This is a genomic window from Pantoea sp. Morm, assembly GCF_016643525.1.
GTDB classification, from domain to species: domain Bacteria; phylum Pseudomonadota; class Gammaproteobacteria; order Enterobacterales; family Enterobacteriaceae; genus Pantoea; species Pantoea dispersa.
On the sequence record NZ_VOQX01000051.1, the window covers coordinates 1 to 20,544 of the forward strand.

Annotated in this window: 15 protein-coding genes and 1 pseudogene; 9 read left to right on the forward strand and 7 right to left on the reverse strand. The window is 57.3% G+C overall.

Going from position 1 to position 20,544, the window contains the following annotated elements:
* Together FT726_RS17150 and FT726_RS17155 are read right to left on the reverse strand one after the other, a co-directional pair.
* Window positions 1-202, reverse strand: a pseudogene (locus tag FT726_RS17150) (four-helix bundle copper-binding protein); the annotation flags it as partial.
* A gap of 495 nt (window positions 203-697) precedes the next feature.
* Entirely contained in the window at window positions 698-862 is a 165-nt protein-coding gene (locus FT726_RS17155) for a general stress protein (RefSeq protein WP_010615780.1), read from the reverse strand.
* A gap of 490 nt (window positions 863-1,352) precedes the next feature.
* On the opposite strand from FT726_RS17155, the gene FT726_RS17160 reads away from it, so the two are divergent.
* A complete protein-coding gene (locus FT726_RS17160) occupies window positions 1,353-1,859 on the forward strand; it encodes a DUF892 family protein (protein ID WP_058770487.1) in 507 nt (168 codons plus the stop codon).
* An 18-nt stretch (window positions 1,860-1,877) separates the two neighbouring features.
* On the opposite strand, the gene FT726_RS17165 is transcribed toward FT726_RS17160, so the two are convergent.
* Together FT726_RS17165 and hpxD are read right to left on the reverse strand one after the other, a co-directional pair.
* On the reverse strand, window positions 1,878-2,840 hold the full coding sequence (locus FT726_RS17165) for a PDR/VanB family oxidoreductase (RefSeq protein WP_104187741.1): 963 nt from the start codon (window positions 2,838-2,840) through the stop codon (window positions 1,878-1,880).
* Window positions 2,841-2,850: 10 nt separating this feature from the next.
* Window positions 2,851-3,882 carry a molybdenum cofactor-independent xanthine hydroxylase subunit HpxD gene (gene hpxD, locus FT726_RS17170; protein WP_059011986.1) on the reverse strand — a complete coding sequence of 344 codons (1,032 nt, stop codon included), beginning with the start codon at window positions 3,880-3,882 and terminating at the stop codon, window positions 2,851-2,853.
* A gap of 137 nt (window positions 3,883-4,019) precedes the next feature.
* Between hpxD and FT726_RS17175 the strand changes: the two genes are divergently transcribed.
* Complete coding sequence (locus FT726_RS17175; RefSeq protein ID WP_021508717.1) at window positions 4,020-4,946, forward strand: LysR family transcriptional regulator; 927 nt, start codon at window positions 4,020-4,022, stop codon at window positions 4,944-4,946.
* A gap of 6 nt (window positions 4,947-4,952) precedes the next feature.
* Here FT726_RS17175 and FT726_RS17180 read toward each other — a convergent pair whose 3' ends face one another.
* From FT726_RS17180 to FT726_RS17190, 3 genes are all read right to left on the reverse strand, one after another.
* Entirely contained in the window at window positions 4,953-6,278 is a 1,326-nt protein-coding gene (locus FT726_RS17180) for an MFS transporter (RefSeq protein ID WP_407075075.1), read from the reverse strand.
* Window positions 6,279-6,546: 268 nt separating this feature from the next.
* Window positions 6,547-7,332, reverse strand: coding sequence for a type I methionyl aminopeptidase (gene map, locus FT726_RS17185; protein WP_282996307.1), 786 nt, complete (start codon window positions 7,330-7,332; stop codon window positions 6,547-6,549).
* Entirely contained in the window at window positions 7,329-7,574 is a 246-nt protein-coding gene (locus tag FT726_RS17190) for a ParD-like family protein (protein WP_010615787.1), read from the reverse strand. The genes map and FT726_RS17190 overlap by 4 nt, the downstream gene beginning before the upstream one ends.
* Window positions 7,575-7,865: 291 nt before the next feature.
* Between FT726_RS17190 and FT726_RS17195 the strand changes: the two genes are divergently transcribed.
* The 7 genes from FT726_RS17195 to cobA all read left to right on the forward strand — a co-directional run bounded on the left by FT726_RS17195 (window position 7,866) and on the right by cobA (window position 19,814).
* On the forward strand, window positions 7,866-9,089 hold the full coding sequence (locus FT726_RS17195) for a nitrate regulatory protein (protein WP_288422329.1): 1,224 nt from the start codon (window positions 7,866-7,868) through the stop codon (window positions 9,087-9,089).
* Window positions 9,090-9,351: 262 nt separating this feature from the next.
* On the forward strand, window positions 9,352-10,614 hold the full coding sequence (locus FT726_RS17200) for a CmpA/NrtA family ABC transporter substrate-binding protein (protein ID WP_058770491.1): 1,263 nt from the start codon (window positions 9,352-9,354) through the stop codon (window positions 10,612-10,614).
* Window positions 10,614-11,486, forward strand: a complete 873-nt coding sequence (gene ntrB / locus FT726_RS17205; protein WP_288422331.1) for a nitrate ABC transporter permease — start codon at window positions 10,614-10,616, stop codon at window positions 11,484-11,486. The genes FT726_RS17200 and ntrB overlap by 1 nt, the downstream gene beginning before the upstream one ends.
* Window positions 11,487-11,496: 10 nt before the next feature.
* Window positions 11,497-12,285, forward strand: a complete 789-nt coding sequence (locus FT726_RS17210; protein WP_021508711.1) for an ABC transporter ATP-binding protein — start codon at window positions 11,497-11,499, stop codon at window positions 12,283-12,285.
* Between the two features lie 10 nt (window positions 12,286-12,295).
* Window positions 12,296-16,369, forward strand: coding sequence for a nitrite reductase large subunit NirB (gene nirB, locus FT726_RS17215; RefSeq protein ID WP_346303136.1), 4,074 nt, complete (start codon window positions 12,296-12,298; stop codon window positions 16,367-16,369).
* Entirely contained in the window at window positions 16,366-18,987 is a 2,622-nt protein-coding gene (locus tag FT726_RS17220; protein ID WP_346303137.1) for a nitrate reductase, read from the forward strand. The genes nirB and FT726_RS17220 overlap by 4 nt, the downstream gene beginning before the upstream one ends.
* Window positions 18,984-19,814, forward strand: a complete 831-nt coding sequence (cobA, locus tag FT726_RS17225; RefSeq protein ID WP_104093534.1) for a uroporphyrinogen-III C-methyltransferase — start codon at window positions 18,984-18,986, stop codon at window positions 19,812-19,814. The genes FT726_RS17220 and cobA overlap by 4 nt, the downstream gene beginning before the upstream one ends.
* Window positions 19,815-20,544 lie beyond the last annotated feature (730 nt).

Genomic DNA, 20,544 nt, shown 5'->3' on the forward strand with positions numbered 1-20,544 from the left:
TACAGAGCTGCTCGCTCAGTTCACTCTGGGCAGCCAGCAGTTGGGCGGTTACGCGACACAGCGCCGCGCACTGCTGATTCAGGCTAATGCAGACGCTCATCTCACTGGCGTCAGCGTCCAGCAGACAGGCGGCTGCACATTGGTCGCAGGCGGTCGCGCAGCGATAGCACAGCGCAATACAGTCATTGAGGTCAGCGTTCATGCGTTTCCCTTAGCGTCAGGTTAATAGCGACGCAATAGTGAGCGTGAATGGAGAATTTAGCTAAAAGCGGGGTGATATCAAGCGGATAGCGGGTAATTAATCCATGTAAGGTGCATTGCGTATGCAATAATTCCTTAAATATTGCGGAGTTAGCCAATTGTAAGCTTGTGTATATATATCAGCCCGGGTAATTAACGCAGATTAAATAAAAGTGTACAACTCTGCGTGGCTTGTACAAATATAGGGTGCCTGAAGCTGATAGTTAGATAATCAATGATTTAATTTTGGGATAAATAAACTAAAAAGCGGTCGCTGATAAGCGAAGCGGTAAATAACGCAGGATCGCTGAAGATTTGATCGATTAATTGTTTTCGGATGGGAAAATTACTCTCCTGACAAGGTTAGACGTGCGTTTAAGCGAAGCGTAAACGCGATGTCAGGAGAGCACAGTGCAAAAAGTTATCGAGGTTAAATCAATACAAAGATGGGGAGTAGTTATTTACGACGACTGATCTTTCCTCCCTTCCTGCCGGCTTCAATGGCGCGCTGTGGGTCATTTTTGAAGTTACCACCACTGACCTGACCGCCTTTGCGGCCTGCTTCAGCCGCGCGCTCCTTATCGGCGGCGAAGTTGCCTGAACCCCCACGACGTTGCGTCACTTTTTCTTCCTCTTCAGGTTTCTTCTTTGGATCCTTCATTTTTTCCTCTCTGTTCATACCCGCATGAAGCAAAAATAAATGTAGCGATGTTTTTACCATAATCAAGCCAGGAATAATCTTAACTTTTAATTTACAGCACGTTGGTTGTTTAACGATGAGTCAATTTCAGCTGATTTATTCCGGCAAATCATTTGGGGGGGAATTGTTAACATTTTACTTTCATAAAGGGAAGCGTTCTTTTAGCGGCGCTAATGTGAATTGATGACGTTGTGACAATTAACCGCTGTCGCATTTCTTAAAAACCTTTCTTGCACAGCCCGGCTTGCTTGCTACGTTTAATTAAGTTGTTCGCCTGGACTTAATTAGCGCTTCGCTTATTTTTCAGATAACCAGCCTGAAAGCGATGAGGTCAAAGCGGGCTGCCCGATCAGGGATCCGTCTCTGACGCCGTTGAGGTAGATCGCCCGTGTCATTCACTTTGGAGCAAACCATGACGAAGGAATCTGTATATCTGGACTGGCTGCGCGATGCGCATGCTATGGAGAAACATGCGGAGAGCCTGCTGAAGGCGGCTGCATCACGTCTGACGGATCATCCCGCGTTGCAGGCGCGTATTGAGCAGTATCTTGAGCAGAGCCGTGACCAGCAGCAGCAGGTGAAAACGCTGCTGCGCCAGTATGACAGCAGCTGGTCGGTGCTGAAGGAGTCGTTAGGCCGGATGTCGGCGGTCGGTCAGGCCGCCAGCGATATGCTGCAGGATGAAGAGGGCATCCGTGTGGCCGTCAGCAGCTACGTGTTCTGTAACTATAAAATCGCCACCTACTCGACGTTGCTGGTGGCCGCAGAGCAGGCGGAAGAGGGGGAGGATGTCAGGATTGTGCGGCGCATTCTGCAGCAGGAAAGCCAGATGGCCAGCTGGCTGCTGCAACTGCTGCCACAGGCGGCAGAGGAAGCCATTGTGCTACGTACGGAACCTGAGCTTTCCGGCACGGATTAAGTCATTCTGCGGCGCGCCCTAGAGATCAATCACCAGTTCCGCCGATTTGCTGCGCGAGCAGCATAAGGCGATGTACTGCTCCGGGGCGCTTTTTTCGCTGTCAGACTGCACGGTATCGCGGTGATCGATCTCTCCGGCGGTGACCCGCGTCAGGCAGGCGCCGCACATGCCCATCTCGCAGGAGAGCGGAACGTCGACGCCATGCTCCAGCAGCACCGTGGCAATGGTTTTGTCAGGCGGAATGGTACATTGCTGCCCACTGCGTGCCAGCGTCACGGTAAAGCCCTCTTCCGCGCCAGCCGTGCGGGCGACAGGTTTGAACGCTTCAGCGTGAATATTGGCGCTGTCCCAGCCGCGCGCCAGCGCCTGCTGCTGCATGTGCGTCATAAACCCTTCCGGCCCGCACAGGTACAGATGCGTGTCGGCGGCAGCATCAAGCAGTTCCGCCGGTGGATAATCACGTGCGCTGCGACCTTCGCTGCTATACCAGATTTCACAAAATCCATGCTGAAAACGCTGCGCCAGTTCGGCGGCAAAAGCTTCATCACCGCGCTGGCGCACAAAGTAATGCAGCACAAAAGGCACGGCGGCGGCCTCCAGCGCCAGCGCCATGGCGTACAGCGGCGTAATGCCAATTCCGGCCGCCAGCAAAATGACTTTAGCGGCCGGTTGCAGCGGAAACAGGTTGCGCGGTGGCGAAATCGCAATCGTCTGGCCGGGGCGCAGCGTGTCGTGCACGTAGCGCGATCCCCCGCGAGATTGCCCGTCGCGGGCAATACAGATTTGGTAGCCGCGCGCGTCATCGCAGCGTCCGGTCAGTGAGTACTGACGTATCAGGCCATCACGCAGGTGGACATCAATGTGCGCACCCGGTTGCCAGTCCGGCAGCGGCTGGCCATTTTCCGCCACCAGCGTGACGCTGAGATTGTGACGTCCCTGACGATACAGGCCATCCACCACCACATTCAGCAGATCACTCATCGTTGCCTCCTTACACCAGGAAAAATTCGCCGAAGCCCATGCGCTTCAGGCCACGGCGATAAGCAATGGAGCTGCGATCGGCAGGAATATGCGCTTCCAGAGCCAGGTCGAGCGGCAAACGCTCCGGCTGCTGGGTTTCCACCATCAGGCGATCTTCCTCGAACACGCGCTGATTGAAGGCGTGCACCTCTTCGACCGGGATGTGCAGGTCAAAATTACGCGCGATGGGCGCAAACATGCGCGTTTTGCGCGCCGACACCGGCGACGCGGCATTCATGATCACCAGGCGCGATTCGCCGGGGAAATGAATGGTCAGCGTGGCGGTAAACGGCAGATGCATCTCGAAATGACGCAGCCAGCTAAATCCTTCCGGCGCCTGCTGCGGACTGTCAGCGGCAAAGTTACTCACTGAACTCCAGTAATCCACGGCAAAACCGGTCTCGGTCTCGACCGGGTTATAGGCAGGCACTACCTGGTTGTTGGGATCGGCGAAGGTTTCCGTGTGCACCCAGGCGAAGTGCGCCACATCCAAAAAACCTTCCACCTGGCGTCCGGCAAAGCCGTTGACGTCAAAACCGGGGCAGTTGATCTGTTGAAAACCGGCATCATTCCAGTGCGGCATGGTGGGCAGCGGCGCGGGCTGGTCAGCATCCGGCGCGAGGCACACCCAAATCAGACCAAAGCGCTCTTCCACCGCGTAACTGATCAGATTGAGTTTGGCCGGAATCGGCTGATCGGGGCTGGACGGAATGCGGTTGCAGCGGCCATCGGCACCAAAACGCAAGCCGTGATAAGGGCAGACGATTCCCTCTTCATCGTGAAAACCCAGTGTCAGCGGCACGCCACGATGCGGGCAGACGTCGCGTGCTGCCACCACCTGGCCATGCAGACGGTACAGCACCAGTTGTTCGTCCAGCAGCACCGCTTTGGTCGGTGCGCCGGCGATATCACAGGAACGGGCAACCGGATGCCACTGTCGCGCCAGACGCAGCCAGTCATCAGGTTCAAACGTGCAGTGTGCGGGAGGCGTAATGTTATTCATGCTGTAGTCCTGTCAGATGCTCACATAAGGCGAAATAGACGGCTTCATTTTTGTCAGGACATTGTTAATATGCTTGCCTGTGCAAATCCATCAGCAAGAATGCAGCCAGGTGTTGCAAAAAACCGTACAGGTGAGCAATGAGCCCGTTTTCCCGCTTTGCCGTCTATTTTGCCGAAGTGGCGCGCAGCGGCAGTTTGCGCAAAGCCGCTGAGCAGCTGCACGTTTCCGCTTCTGCCATTAACCGGCAGATTCTGCAGGCGGAAGAGAGTTTTGGTACGCCGCTGTTCGAACGTTTGCCGGAAGGGCTGCGCATGACCACCGCCGGAGAATTGCTGTATGACGATGTGATGCGCTGGCAGCGTGAGTTTCGCGTCACGCGGCAGCGCTTTGATGATATTCAGGGGCTGAAGCGCGGTAACGTAACGGCCGGGCTGGTGCAGTCGCTGACTAAAGGCAGCGTGGCAGACGCCATCGCCGATATCGCACGCCAGCATCAGTGGCTGCGGCTGGAGCTGACGGTGGACAACAGCCACCGCATCAGCCAGATGATTCGCCAGTCGGAAATCGATTTTGGCCTGATTCTCGATCCCGCCGGGCAGAGCGGACTGGAAGTGCTGGCGTTTGCCGAACTGGAGATGGGCGTGGTGATGGCCGCTGACCATCCGCTTAGCACGAGGCCGCTGCTGTCGCTCAGCGAACTCAGTCATGAGCGACACATTGTGCCTGGCGCGGCGCTGGTGGTCCACGAACGTGTCGATGCGCTGTACCGCAAGCAGGGCCTGGCGCCGGAAAACATTATCGCCTGTAACGACATCCGCCTGATTCGCAGCCTGATCGCGCAGGGCACCGGCATCAGCGTGCTGAGCCTGCTGGACGTGATGACCGAGGTGCAGGAGAACCAGCTCTGCTTTGTACCGCTCAGGCATAGCGTGATGCGACCGCTGACCCTGGCGCTATGTACTGCGCCGTCGCGCCAGCTGTCGCGGGCGGCGCAGATGGTGATTCAGCGTATGACTGAGGTGATAGAGGCGATGGCCAGTGTCAGGCCCGCAGGCGGGCCATAATCACGTTCAGTACCCGGTTTCGGCATGCGGCGCGCGGGTTTTGCTGGCACCGGCACCGCCCGATGGACGGGCGATAATAATACCGAGAATACCGCCGGCAATCAGCGCCATCGCCACAATCAGCAATCCTGAGTGATAACTTTGCGTCGCATCTTTCATTTTTCCCAGCAGCGGCGGTAAACCCAGTCCGACAAAGTTTGCCACCGTATTGATAAAGGCAATCGATGCCGCAGCGGCTACGCCAGCTAATTTTTCCGTCGTCACGGCCCAGAATATTGGCGTCAGGGCAAAGTTAAGCCCGACGGTGAAGACCAGCAAAATATAAGCCAGCAGCAGGCTGCCCGAATAAATCGCGCCGGTTAATGCCAGACCCGATAAAATTAATGGCAAGCCCATATGCCAGGCGCGTTCACCGCTGCGATCGGAATGGCGTCCGTTTAAATACATAAATACGCAGGCCATCACAAAGGGCAGGGCGGATAACAGGCTGATAATAAAATTGCTCTGCTCTGCGGCCATGCTTTTAATAATCAACGGCATAAACAACGTAATACCGATCGAGCCAAACGCCTGTAAGAACCACACCAGACTGAGCAATAACACCGTGCGATCTTTTAATGCCTGCAGCCAGGAGTGGTTCTTATTCAGGGTAACACCCAGATTGTCCTGTTCGAGGCGCTGACGCAGCCAGTGTTTTTGCGGTATAGTTAACCAGACAGCATCGTCGGGCTTATCGGGTAAGCGCCACAGCACCAGACAACCAAGCACCACCGCGGGAATGCCTTCCAGCGCGAAAAGCCAGCGCCAGCCTGCGATATCGGCAATGCCATGCATATTGAGAATGGCACCGGAAATGGGCAGACCAATAATCGACGCGCCCACCGATCCCATATAAAAGAAAGACATTGCACGTGCGCGGTTACTTTTAGGGAACCAGCAGGAAATATAATAGATAATACCCGGCGCAAAACCGGCTTCGGCCATGCCGAGTAAAAAACGCATTACATATAACTGATTGGCGCTATGAACCAGCGCCATGCCGGTACTGACAATACCCCAGGTAATCATAATGCGCGCTATCCAGCGCCGGGCGCCGACTTTGGTCATTATGACATTACTGGGAATTTCAAACAGAATGTAGGAAATATAGAACATGCCGACACCGAGGCCGTACATGCTGGTGGTAAGCCCGAGATCGGCATTCATTTGCAGCGCAGCGATAGAGATATTAGTTTTATCGAGATTAGCGACAAAATAACAGATTACGATAAACGGGATGATGCGCTTATTTAATTGACTCAACGTAGAACCAGAAACATCGGAACTTATCATATCCACCTCGTCACGCAGCATTACGCCACTCCGCGCCGGCAGACAGGCGCAAGGGTAGCGATGTCATGAATGATCTGTTTCGCTTGCTAAGCAATAAATGAAGTGCAGCCGAAAATAAAAATCATTTTATTTCGGCCACGCGGCAGCATTAACTATGCCGATAGTGATATTGCACATGAGCGATATAAATCGTCATGAGTAAGAAGTGTAGTACAATCTATTTTGATTGTACTACAATAGAGATCACAGATTGGACGATTGGCAGGCGTTAAACGATCGCGGCGTAATCACCGGTACCCTCCGGCCAGGGTGTGAGCAGGTCGAAGCCGGTATCCGTGACGGCGACAGTGTGCTCCCACTGCGCGGACAGGGAGCGATCTTTGGTCACCACCGTCCAGCCATCAGACAGCACGCTGGTGCCCGCTTTGCCGGCGTTAATCATGGGCTCAATGGTAAAAATCATGCCAGCCTGCAGCGCCAGCCCCTGGCCCGGCGTGCCGTAATGCAAAATTTGCGGATCGCCGTGGTAGATCTCGCCGACGCCGTGACCGCAATACTCGCGTACCACGGAAAAACCGGCCTTTTCAGCGACCTGCTGAATAGCCGCACCGATATCGCCCAGCGTTGCTCCGGGTTTCACCACCCGAATGCCTGCCACCATTGATTCATACGTCACGTCAACCAGGCGCTTAGCGCGTACCGACGGCTGACCGACGAAATACATGCGGCTGGTGTCGCCGTACCAGCCGTCTTTGATGATCGCCACATCGATATTAACGATGTTACCGTCTTTGAGCTTTTTCTCGCCCGGAATACCGTGGCACACCACGTGATTGACCGAGGTGCAAACGGTACGGGTGTAACCCTGATAGCCAATGTTAGCCGGAATGACCTTTAGCTCATTGACAATATAGTCGTGACAGCGGCGATCCAGTTCATCGGTGGTAACGCCGGGTTTCACCCAGGGCGCGATCATCTCCAGGACTTTGGCGGCGGCGTGACCGGCGGCGCGCGCCCGTTCAATCTCTTCAGCGGTATGCAGTTTAATACTCATTGCGCGATTCCCTGCGGAATAAAGGAAGGTTGGTCAAGCAGCTGCGCCAGTTCAGCGCCGCCATCACGTTCGACCCGCATCAGCAGGCGCGTCAGTTCCTGATGGCTGAGCTGCGGATAAAGTTCGGCCAGCATGCCGATTTTCATCCAGTGCTCCGCCTGCGCGTTGATCGAACGACTGAGCGCCGTGCTGGCGATGCGCAGGTTCTCATGCATTAAATCCGAAATTTTGACGATACCCATGGCTGGCCTTTATATGAAACGTATATGATATGTATATAGCATATCCACAACGGCATGATTTGCAAGCTCAGATTTTCAGCTGTGCGTGAATTTGCGAAATTTGTCAGAAAATCAAATACATTGTTTAGACCACTACGTTCTCGTTTCCACGCGGATCGAAATACTTTTGGATCATAGAAAGATTTTTATGACCGGGCAGCCGTGGCGATTCACGTGAAAGGAAATGAGGTGATACGAAAACGGCACGGCTTTTGCTTGACTCACTTTTTGGCATCAAAGGGTGGGGGAGCAATGGATGACGCACTGAGTTGGTTACAGGCCTCAAGGCAAAGCGATATTGCCAGCCTGCAACGCCTTAGCCAGACCGGCAAACTCATTACCACCGTCAGCGAGCTGGTGCATCAGCTTCAGCGCGAGCGGGGGGCGAGCAATCTGTGGATATGTTCAGAAGGCAGGCTTTACGGCGAGCAGCGGCTCGCCAGTGAGCAGGATGTGACGCGCTGCCAACGGGATTTTTGCCAGGCCTTACCCAGGGTTGAAGCCCAGCCGGGATACAGCCGCTTCTGTAACCTGATCGCCGCCGCGCTGCAGGCCCTGGCTGGATTACCGGCGTTGCGCCAGCAGATTACGCAACAGCAGATCGCGCACGCGCAGGCCGTTGCGGCGTTCAGTACCATTATCCGTAGCTTACTGAACCTGGTTTTTGAGGCCGCCGACACCGCCAGCCATCCTGACATTACCCGCGCGCTCATTGCGCTGTTCAGCTTTATGCAGGGCAAAGAGCTGACGGGACAGGAACGCGCCCTGGGAGCGGCCGGCTTTGCTGCCGGACAATTCAGCGCGGAGCAGCGCAGCGCCATGGTGGCCTTAATTGAAGCACAGGAACAAAGCTTTTCGACATTCCAGCAGTTTGCCGATGAGGCGGTTTTACACCACTGGCAGCCGCTGGCGCAGGCCAGTCGTGAAATTGAACGACTGCGACGCATTGCCTGTACCGACTGTCGGCGGGACGACAGTGGCGCGCTGCACTGGTTTTCGCTGCTGTCACAGCGCATCGACCAAATGAAATTGCTGGAGGATCGGCTGTCAGCCACGCTGATGTTGCGCTGCCGCGAGGCGATCGCACTGGCACAGCATCAGGCAGCTGAACCTCTGCATGTGGCGCAGTCGGGCTGCGATTTTACATTATATGTCTCCGGGGTGGACTGGCTGCCCACCGAGTCCGGTGCGCTGAACAGCGACGGGCTGGCACCCCAGCTGGGTCGTTCACTGCTGTCGTTGATCACGGAGCAGTCTCAGCGTTTACAGCATCAGGCCAATGAGCTGGCCACCCTGCGCGCCACGCTGGAAGAGCGCAAACTGCTCGACCAGGCCAAAACCTGGCTGATGCAGCAGCATGGGCTGAGTGAAGAGCACGCCTGGCAACGGCTGCGTAAAAGCGCGATGGATCAGAATAAACGGCTACCGGAAATCGCCCAGGCGATCGTCACGGTGGCAGCCACAATGAAGAGATAACTCTAAAGCGTTAGCTGCACAATGCTTGTGCGTGGTCTGCGTCACAAACGTGCAAAATCGGTTAAAAAACCAGCCCGGCGAAAGCCCTGATCGCCACGCGCAGGGCCGTTTCAAAGCTGGCATGCAGTTTGCTTTACCCTATTAAGTGTATGCATTTGCTTTGCCAACGGCGGTAAAGCGAGTGCTTTTGGATAAAGGCGTCCATCTCCCTGTGAAAGCAGTGGAGAGGACGCCTTTTTTTATTTCCTGAGGGTGGCAAAAAATGAGCAAATCGCCAGTTTCACTGTCTCGACGTCAACTGCTGTTATCCAGCGCCGCCGCTGGCGGGCTGTGGCTGTTGCCGGGATTGCGCAACGCCGTATGGGCGGCGGGTTCCGATGCGCCAGAAAAAGCCACCGTGCGGGTGGGATTTATTCCACTGACCGACTGTGCGCCGGTCGTCATGGCCTCGGTGAAAGGCTTCGATAAAAAATATGGTCTGACGCTACAGCCCAGTAAAGAAGCCAGTTGGGCAGCCGTCCGCGACAAACTGATCTCCGGTGAGCTCGATGCGGCACACGTCCTGTACAGCATGATCTATGGCCTGCAACTGGGCGTTGCCGGCCCTCAGCATGCGATGGCGAACCTGATGACGCTCAATAACAATGGCCAGGCAATCTCCCTGTCGAACCAGCTTAAAGCGCAAAAGGTCACCGATGCCGCCAGCCTGAAAAAGACCATCGACAGCAAGGCCAAAGGCAGTCTCACCTTTGCGCATACCTTTCCGACCAGTACCCACGCGATGTGGCTCTACTACTGGCTGGCGAATGCCGGTATCAATCCATTTGATGACGTGCGCACTGTCGTCGTGCCGCCGCCGCAGATGGTGATGAATATGAAGATTGGCAATATGAGCGGCTTCTGTGTGGGCGAGCCGTGGAATCAGCGCGCTATCAGTGATGATATTGGTTTTACCGTCGCTACCAGTCAGCAGATTTGGCCCGATCACCCCGAAAAAATTCTTGGCACCCGCGCCGCGTGGGTGAAAGAGAACCCCAATACGGCGCGCGCGCTGACGGCGGCTGTCCTGGAGGCGGCACGCTGGATCGATGCCTCCGATGATAACCGCCGCGAAACGGCGCAGGTGCTGGCCGGACGCGCCTGGATCAACACCAAACCTGAGATTCTGCAGGGTCGCATGCTCGGCCAGTACGAAAACGGGCTGGGACAGAAATGGCAGGACCCGCATGCGATGCGCTTCTTCCATGACGGCAGCGTCAGTTTCCCGTATCTGTCCGATGGCATGTGGTTCCTCACCCAGCTTAAGCGCTGGGGAATGCTGACCGAGGATCCGGACTATCTGGACGTCGCAAAGCAGATCAACCGAATTGATATCTACAAACAGGCAGCGAGCGCCGTCGGCAACATCACGTTGCCCGGCAGTGAGATGCGCAGCAGCACCCTGATCGACGGCAAGGTGTGGGATGGCACGAATCCTGCCGTTTACGCCGCCAGCTTTGCCATTAACCACAAAGAGAGGTCGTGATGAAAAGCCAGACTCGCTCCCTGACGCAGCCTGAGACGCTGCCCACCCGGGCCACGGTGGTGCCCCTTCAGGTCACGCCAAAAAAGATGCGCTCGCCTGCGCGCCTGCGTCCGTTTTTGCAGCGTGCCATTCCCGCGCTGTGCGGTGTGATGCTTCTGCTTCTGATCTGGCAGATCGCGGCCCTTTCCAGCAAAGGCTTTCCCGGCCCGTACGCCACCTGGGAAGCGGCAAAAATCCTGTTCGCCGATCCGTTCTATAACAACGGCCCTAACGATCAGGGCATCGGCTGGAATGTGCTGGCCTCGCTGCAGCGCGTCGCTATCGGCTTTGGCCTGGCCGCGCTGGTGGGGATTCCCGCAGGCTTTCTGCTGGGGCGTTTTGCCTTTGTGGCACGCATGTTCAATCCGGTTATCGCGCTACTGCGTCCGGTCAGCCCGCTGGCCTGGCTGCCTATCGGCCTGCTGCTGTTCCAGCGCGCCGAACCGGCCTCCAGCTGGACCATTTTTATCTGTTCTATCTGGCCGATGATTATTAATACCGCCGAAGGTGTACAGCGCATTCCACAGGATTACCTCAATGTGGCGCGCGTGCTGCAACTGTCGGAATGGACCATCCTGCGCCGCATCCTGTTTCCCGCCGTTCTGCCTGCGGTGCTGACCGGGGTCCGCCTGTCGATTGGTATCGCCTGGCTGGTGATCGTGGCTGCCGAAATGCTGACGGGAGGCCTGGGGATCGGCTTCTGGATCTGGAACGAGTGGAACAACCTCAATGTTGTAAACATCCTGATTGCCATTTTGCTGATTGGCGTCGTCGGCCTGCTACTGGAGCAGGGACTGATGCTGCTGGCGCGTCGCTTTAGCTGGGATAAATAAGGGGAACACTATGCAACCTATCATTCGTGTACAGCAGGTCAGCCAGCGTTTTACCACTTCCGGCGGCGATTTTCTGGCGCTCGATAATGTCAGCTTTGATATTCATCAGGGGGAAACCCTGAGCCTGATCGGCCACTCCGGCTGTGGTAAATCCACGCTGCTCAACCTGATCGCCGGTTTAACCCGACCTACCAGCGGCGTCCTGTTATGCGATAACCGCGAAGTCACCGGCCCCGGCCCTGAGCGCGCCGTTGTGTTTCAAAACCACTCGCTGTTGCCCTGGCTGACGGCGTATCAGAACGTTGAGCTGGCGGTAGAGCAGGTGTTTAAAGGCAAGATGAACAAGGCGGAAATGCGTGACTGGATCGAGCACAACCTGAACCAGGTGCAAATGAGTCATGCCATGCATAAACGCCCCGGCGAGATCTCCGGCGGCATGAAGCAGCGTGTCGGTATCGCCCGCGCGCTGGCAATGAAACCTCGCGTGCTGCTGCTCGACGAACCCTTCGGTGCGCTGGATGCCTTAACGCGCGCGCATCTGCAGGACAGCGTCATGCGCATCCAGCAGGCGCTGAACACCACCATCGTCCTGATTACCCATGATGTGGATGAAGCCGTGTTGCTGTCCGATCGGGTACTGATGATGACCAACGGTCCGGCGGCGCAGGTGGGCGATATCCTGACGATCGACCTGGTCCGGCCGCGTTCACGCGTGGCGCTGGCGGATGACGTGCGTTATCACCAGCTGCGCCAGAAAGTGCTGCATTTTCTCTACGAAAAACAGACTTCGGCGGCATAAGGACGACACCATGAGACAACGGCTGCTGGTTGCGGGTAACGGGATGGCGGGCATGCACATGGTAGAAACTCTGTTGCAGCTGGCGCCGATGCGTTACGACATCACTGTGATTGGCCGTGAGCCGCACGGCAACTATAACCGTGTGCTGTTGTCGCCGCTGCTGGCCGGAGAAACCACCGTTGAGCAAACGCTGATCCACGACCCTGACTGGTATCACCGTCACGGCATAACATTGCGGGTGGGAGAGACGGTGGAACAGGTGAATATTGCTGAGCGGACCTTACGCACCGACCAGCGCCTGCTGCACTGGGACCGCCTGGTACTGGCGACCGGATCGCAGCCCTGCAGGCCGTCTGTTCCAGGCAGCGACCTGCCGCATGTCAGCACGTTTCGCACGCTGCAGGATGTGAACACTTTGCTGGCCGGGCACGGTCCGGTAGTGGTGGTCGGTGGGGGCTATCTGGGTATTGAAGCCGCCGCCGGACTTCAGGCGCAGGGACGTCAGGTCACGCTGATTCATCGTCAGTCACGTTTGCTGGACAGACAGCTGGATATCAGGGCAGGGGAATTACTGCTGGCTCAGCTCCGGGCGCGCGGCATTCGCTGTGAACTGAATGCCAGCCTTGCGGCGATCCGCACGGATAGCGTGATCCTCCACGATGGCCGTGTGCTGGCGGCGCAGCAGGTGGTGATGGCCATTGGTGTCCAGCCGGCGATCGCCCTGGCGCAGGCCGCCGATATTCCCTGTCAGCGCGGCATTCTGGTGGATCGCCAGTTGCGCACTGCGCACGCCGGAATTTATGCCGTAGGCGAATGTTGTGAAATCAGCGGCGAGACCTTCGGTCTGGTCGCGCCCTGTCTGGCCCAGGCAAAGATTCTGGCGGCGCAACTGGCCGATCGGCCTCAGGGAGATTTCTACAGTGCGGCCACGGGCACCCGTCTCAAAGTCAGCGGCATTTCCCTGTTTAGCGCTGGTGACGTTCGCGAAGCCCCGTCTGTCACCAGTTTTGACCCGATCGCCGGGCACTATCGCCGCCTGTTCCTCAAAGACGGCCGACTGAACGGCGTGCTGCTGTATGGCGACTGCCAGCAAAGTGGCGCGCTGCTGAACCAACTCCATAATGCCGGACCGGTTTCTGTGAATACGCTGTTCGGCCTTGATGAACCTGAAACGCAGCCGCTGGCTGCAGGAAACCCTGTGATGAGCCAAACGAAACCTGTATTAGCCGTGGTGGGTCACGGCATGGTCAGCCACCATTTTCTGGAGCAGCTGGTCGCCCGTAACCTGCATCAGCATTATCACATTGTGGTCTACGGCGAAGAGCGCTATCAGGCTTACGATCGGGTTCACCTTTCTGAGTATTTCATCGGTAAAACGGCAACAGAGTTGTCGCTGGTGAGCGAGGATTTTTTTGCCCGGAACGCAATTGAACTGCGCAGCGGTTGCCGGGTAGAGGCGATCGATCGCCAGCAGCGCAGCCTGCGTGACAGCGCGGGACGTGAGCTGGCCTGGGATAAGCTGGTGTTGGCCACCGGCTCCCGCGCCTTTGTACCACCGGTACCCGGCCATGACGCCGGGCGCTGCTTTGTCTACCGCACGCTGGACGATCTGGATGCCATCGCAGCTTGTGCCCGCCAGAGTCAGCGCGGCGTGGTGATCGGCGGCGGGCTGCTGGGGCTGGAAGCCGCCAATGCGCTGAAGCAACTGGGGTTGGAGACGCACGTGGTTGAGTTTGCGCCGCGCCTGATGGCCGTGCAACTGGATGACGGCGGGGCGCTGATGCTGCGGCAAAAGATCGACTCGCTGGGCGTGACGGTGCATACCTCGAAGCAGACCGAACAGATTGCCACCCAGCCTGACGGCAGTCTGGTGCTGCACTTTGCCGATGGCGGCGAGCTGGCCACCGATCTGGTGCTGTTCTCTGCCGGTATCCGCCCGCGTGATGAGCTGGCCCGGAGCGCCGACATCAGCGTGGGGCCGCGCGGCGGCATTACCATCAATGATCAATGCCAGACGAGTGACAGCGACATTTATGCTATCGGCGAATGCGCGTTGTGGAACGGGCAGATTTTTGGCCTGGTAGCGCCTGGCTACCAGATGGCGCGTGTGCTGGCCGGCCATCTGGCGGCCGAACCGGCGCAGTTCACCGGTGCCGACATGAGCACTAAACTGAAGCTGCTGGGCGTAGAAGTCGCCTCCTTTGGCGATGCGCACGGCAAAACGCCGGGCAGCCTGAGCTACCACTGGGCCAACGGGCCAAAAGGCATTTACAAGAAGATCGTGGTTAGCGCCGACAATGCACGACTGCTGGGCGGCGTGCTGGTGGGAGACAGCAGCGACTATGCCACGCTCCTGCAAATGATGTTAAACGCCATGCCGCTGCCGACGGCAGCGGAAGCGCTGATTTTGCCTGCGTTGAATGGCGCGCCGGCCAAAGGGTTGGGCGTCGCTGCGCTGCCGGACAGTGCCCAGGTGTGTTCCTGCCATAACGTCAGTAAAGGCGATATCTGCCATGCGGTGCAGAGTGGCTGTGGCGATATGGCCAGTATAAAAAGCTGCACTAAAGCCGCAACAGGCTGTGGCGGCTGCGCCGCGCTGGTAAAACAGGTGATGGAGCTTCAGCTGGAAAACCTGGGCGTCGCTGTTAAAAAAGACATCTGTGAGCACTTCGCCTATTCCCGTCAGGAGCTGTATCACCTGATCCGTATTAATGGCATCAAAACCTTTGACGATCTGCTGGCCAGCCACGGACGGGGTTGTGGTTGCGAGGTATGCAAACCGCTGGTGGGGTCGCTACTGGCCTCGTGCTGGAACGATTACCTGCTGAAACCGGCACATTTACCGTTACAGGACACGAATGACCGTTACTTTGCCAATATCCAGAAAGATGGCACCTATTCGGTCGTACCGCGCGTGCCGGGGGGCGAGATCACGCCACAGGGCCTGATTGCCATCGGCGAAGTGGCCGTGCGTTACGATCTCTATACCAAAATTACCGGCGGCCAGCGTATCGATCTGTTTGGTGCGCGTCTGGACCAGCTGCCTGCTATCTGGGAAACCCTGCTGGAAGCCGGTTTTGAAACCGGTCATGCCTACGGAAAATCCCTACGTACGGTGAAATCCTGCGTCGGCTCGACCTGGTGCCGTTATGGCGTGCAGGATTCTACCGCCTTCGCCATCGCGCTGGAGAACCGGTATAAGGGTCTGCGCGCACCGCATAAGATCAAGATGGCGGTGTCCGGCTGCACCCGCGAATGTGCGGAAGCACAAAGTAAAGATATCGGGGTCATCGCCACGGAAAACGGCTGGAACCTGTACGTCTGCGGCAATGGCGGCATGAAGCCGCGCCATGCGGAACTGTTTGCCAGCGATCTGGACGATGACACGCTAATCCAGTACGTCGACCGGATTCTGATGTTCTACGTGCGCACGGCGGATCGCCTGCAGCGTACCAGCGTCTGGATGGATAACATGGAGGGCGGGCTGGACTACCTGCGTGAGGTGGTGATTCATGACAGCCTGGGGATCGCCGCCACGCTGGAACAGGAAATGCAACAGGTGGTGGACACCTGGCAATGCGAATGGCAGACCACGCTGGCCGATCCCTCGCGACGTGCGCTGTTTACCGCCACAGTGAACAGCGATCAGCCGGATGAAACGCTGCACTATGCACGCGTGCGCGGACAGCGCCAGCCACACAAGGCCAGTGGTATTCCCCTGATGCATCTGCCCGTCGAACCCTGGAGCGAAATCTGCCCACTGGAGGCCATTCCGCCAGAGGCCGGCATCGGAGCCCGTCTTGGCAGCGTCCGTATTGCCTTATTCCGCATGGGTGATGACTGTTATGCGCTGGAGGATCGTGAGCCGGGCAGCGAAGCCAGCGTACTGTCACGCGGTATCCTTGGTGATGTTGCGGGGGAGCCGGTGGTGATCTCGCCGCTTTACAAACAGCGTGTACGCCTGCGTGACGGACAGAGCCTTGATAATCCCCAGCATCAGCTGCGTTGCTGGCCGGTTAAACTGGAGGACGGCCAGGTCTGGGTCGCAAACCGTCCGCTTAACCTGATGGCGCAGGCATCATGAAAACTACCTGCGCTTATTGCGGGGTGGGCTGCGGCGTCGAGGTCACGCAGCCGCAGAGCGCGTCGCCTCAGGTCAGTGGCGATACCCGTCATCCGGCGAATGCCGGGCGGCTATGCGTAAAGGGCGCGGCACTGGGCGAAACCCTGACACAGGCCGGACGGTTGCTGCATCCTCAGCTTCATCACCAGCGGGTCAGCATGGAGACGGCACTGGATGCCGCGGCTGATGGTTTGCGCAGGATTATCGATGCGCATGGCCCGGAGGCAGTGGCTTTCTACGGTTCCGGCCAGTTGCTCACGGAAGATTACTATGTGGCTAACAAGCTGATGAAAGGCTTTCTCGGCGTCGCCAACATCGATACCAATTCACGCCTGTGTATGGCCTCCGCGGTGACAGGCTATAAGCGGGCATTTGGGGCGGATGCCGTACCGTGCTGTTACGAGGATCTGGATGAGGCCGAGGTAGTCATTCTTGTCGGCTCGAACGCCGCCTGGGCCCATCCGGTGCTGTTTCAGCGCCTGAAACAGGCAAAAGCGCAGCGCCCTGAGATGCAGGTTGTGGTTATCGATCCGCGCCGCACGGCCAGTTGTGAATTCGCCGATCTGCATTTACCGCTCCGGCCGGGCAGCGATCCGGCCCTGTTCTCGGGCCTGCTGCACTGGCTGGAACAGCATGACGGCATTGACGTCACGATGCTGCCGCATCTGGACGGTATAGACACAACCTTACGGGCCGCGTGGCAGTGGGATGGTGCGGCGGTGGCAGCCCAATGTGATATCAGCCAGGAAGTGATCGCTGCGTTCTACCAGTTGTTCGCCCGGCATGAGCGCGTACTGACCTTATGGTGCATGGGCATTAACCAGTCACAAAGCGGCAGTGACAACAACAATGCTATTCTCAATGCGCACCTGCTGAGCGGCAAGATTGGCCGACCCGGCTGCGGCCCGTTTTCGCTGACCGGACAGCCGAATGCGATGGGCGGGCGGGAAGTAGGGGGGCTGGCCAACCAACTGGCGGCGCATATGAGTTTCACCGCAGAAGATTGCGACCGTTTACAGCGTTTCTGGCGCAGTCCGCGTATGGCGCGTGAGCCCGGCCTGACGGCGGTTGATCTGTTTGACGCCATTGACCGTGGAGCAATCAAAGCTGTGTGGATTATGGGCACCAATCCGGCGGTTTCGATGCCAGAAGGCAATCGCATTGCCCGGGCGCTGGCTGCCTGTCCGCTGGTAATTGTGTCAGACGTGCTGGCGCAAACGGATACCACCGCCTTTGCGCATATTTTGCTACCCGCGCAGGGCTGGGGGGAAAAGAACGGCACCGTGACCAATTCTGAACGCCGGATTTCCCGTCAGCGCGCGTTTATGCCTCCGGCCGGAGAAGCTAAACCGGACTGGTGGTTACTCGCGCAGGTCGCCCAGCGTCTGGGCTTTCATGAAGGCTTTACCTGGACGCATCCGGCAGCCATCTTCCGCGAACATGCGGCGTTGTCGGGGTTTGAGAACAACGGCCAGCGCGCCTTTGATATCAGCGGTCTGGCCGGTATGAGCGACGCACAGTGGGATGCGATGAAGCCGGTACAGTGGCCAATCAACGCTCGTTATCCCGAGGGCTGCGCCCGGCTGTTTAGCGACCGGCACTTTTACCATCCTGATGGTAAAGCCCGCCTGTTGCCACCGGCCACGCCGCAGCCAGTGGTGTGCGAAACGGCTTACCCGTTATTAATGAACAGCGGACGGATCCGCGATCAGTGGCACACCATGACGCGTACCGGCCTGGTTCCCCGGCTCATGCAGCATTGTGATGAGCCATTTGCAGCCCTGCATCCGCAGGACGCACAACGCTATGGCCTGTGCGCGGGCGCACTGGCACGGGTGCAGTCCGACGCGGGCTGGGTGACGGTGCGTGTGACGCTGGACAGCGGTCTGCGGCGCGGTGAGATCTTTGTCCCTATGCACTGGAACCGACAGTTCAGCCTGCAGGGCACGGTCGGCAGACTGGTGGCTTCAACCCGCTGTCCAGTCTCGGCACAGCCTGCATTTAAACAAACCGCTGTGCGTATCCACCCGCTCAACGCCAGCTGGCAGGGCTGGCTCTGGCAGCGCGATGCAAGCCCGCCTGATGCGCTGCGCTACTGGGCGCGAACGCCCTATGAGGGCGTGCAACGCTTTAGCCTGGCCGGAGACGGTTCGCCAGAAAAATGGCTCATGGCAACGATCCCGCTGACCGGGCTGCAACTGCAAACCGCCCATGCGACGGAATCGTATTATCGCCTGCTGGCCTGGCGCAACGGTGAGCTGCACCTGGTTTTTTATGCAGGCGCGTCTTTACCCGAGATCAACCATGACTGGGTTGCTCAGGCTTTTCGCCAGGCACCTGTGAATGCGGCGGACCGGCATGCTCTGCTGGCGGGACAATCGGCACAACGTGCCGTGGCTGGCCGGACGATCTGTAGCTGCTTTGGCGTTGGGGAAAACACCATCTTACAGGCGATTAAACAGGGCTGTCACAGCACTCAGGCACTGGGTAACGCACTCAACTGTGGTACCAACTGCGGCTCCTGCCTGCCGGAGCTAAAACACCTTTTGCTTTCCGTTGCTGTACCGGAGGAAGAATGATGATTGCGATCAACCCTTTAGATAAACTGCTGGCGCCGGACAACGCGTCCAGCCCTGGCAAAGTCTGGCTGGTAGGGGCCGGACCGGGGGATGTGGATCTACTGACAGTCAAGGCGCTGCGCCTGCTGCAACGTGCGGATGTCGTGGTCTATGATCGCCTGGTCAGCGAAGCGGTGATGGCGGAAGTCGCCAGCAGTGCACTCTGTATCGACGTGGGTAAACAGCCGGGTCATCACGGCCTGAAGCAGGCTCAGATTAATCAACTGCTGGTGGACCTGGCTGCCAGCGGGCGCAATGTCGTGCGTTTAAAAGGCGGCGATCCCTTTATCTTTGGCCGTGGCGGTGAAGAGATGGTCAGCCTGCAGCAGGCGAATATTGTCTGCGAAGTGGTGCCCGGTATTACCGCCGCAGTGGGCTGTGCGGCTGCCAGCGGCATTCCGCTGACGCACCGTGACTGTGCCCAGTCATTGCGCTTTATCACCGGACACGGGCGCAGCGGCGAACCGCAGCTGGATGCGGCGGCGCTGACCGCGACCAATCAGACGCTGGTGTTTTACATGGGATTAAGCTGGAGCAGCGTGATTAGCGCCCGGTTACGGGAATATGGCCGCAGCGAGGCGACGCCGGTGGCGATCATTGAAAACGGTACGCGTCAGAACCAGCGGGTGCTGATCACCACGCTGGCCGGGTTGCCTGAAACTGTTGAACAGCAAAAACCGGTGTCGCCGTCGTTACTGATTGTGGGCGATGTGGTGCGCTATTACCGTGCCGATCGAGTTGCAACGCATGGGTGTGAATTGGAGTTAAGTGATATTGCAGCGCACTGATGCTCACCGTGCCGAAGGAAGGGACACGGTTTCTACGGCTGGGGGTGAGACGGTCGTAAAAAGCATTATCTGCGAATCTGTAGTGACAGCCCCTATCATAAGTGCCTTTCGCATAAAACTTATTCCTGTCAGTTACCTCACTCAGACATTTTTCTTAAGATTTTACCCTAAATAAACGCTATCGCTGCATTACAAAACCGGCAATCTGTCGGACACTGAGGCCCGTTTGCATGGTATCCAGAACGCTTCACCATAACCTGATGTTTACCACTGCCAGTCGCGCCATGCTTTTTCTTCTCAGTCCAGGTAAACTTTATTCTGGCTGGTAAGGGCGGGCCGAAATCCGTCCGAAAAAGGCCAAAGAAAAATCTAACTGTCTGATTATAAAGTTATGAATTAGTAAGTATTACTACCATTTATATGCAGGCATCGTGCCCATATATCGTTGAATTTTCTGGATTAAGCGGGCGGTTTTTAACAAATATGATACATATACCGCATATTCAGAAATGCATGATTTGCAAGTTCAGATTTTCGCCTGTACGAAAATGTCCGAAATTTGTCCGTAATTACATATGCCTCATACCAGTACGTACTCATCGCCACGGAAGTCGGGATACTTCTGCGTCATCGAGAGATTCTTATGACCCAGCAACCGCTGTGTAAACACCTCACCATAATGCGCGTCAAATAACCTTCCCGATTAACTGCGGATCTCATGGAAAGCTGG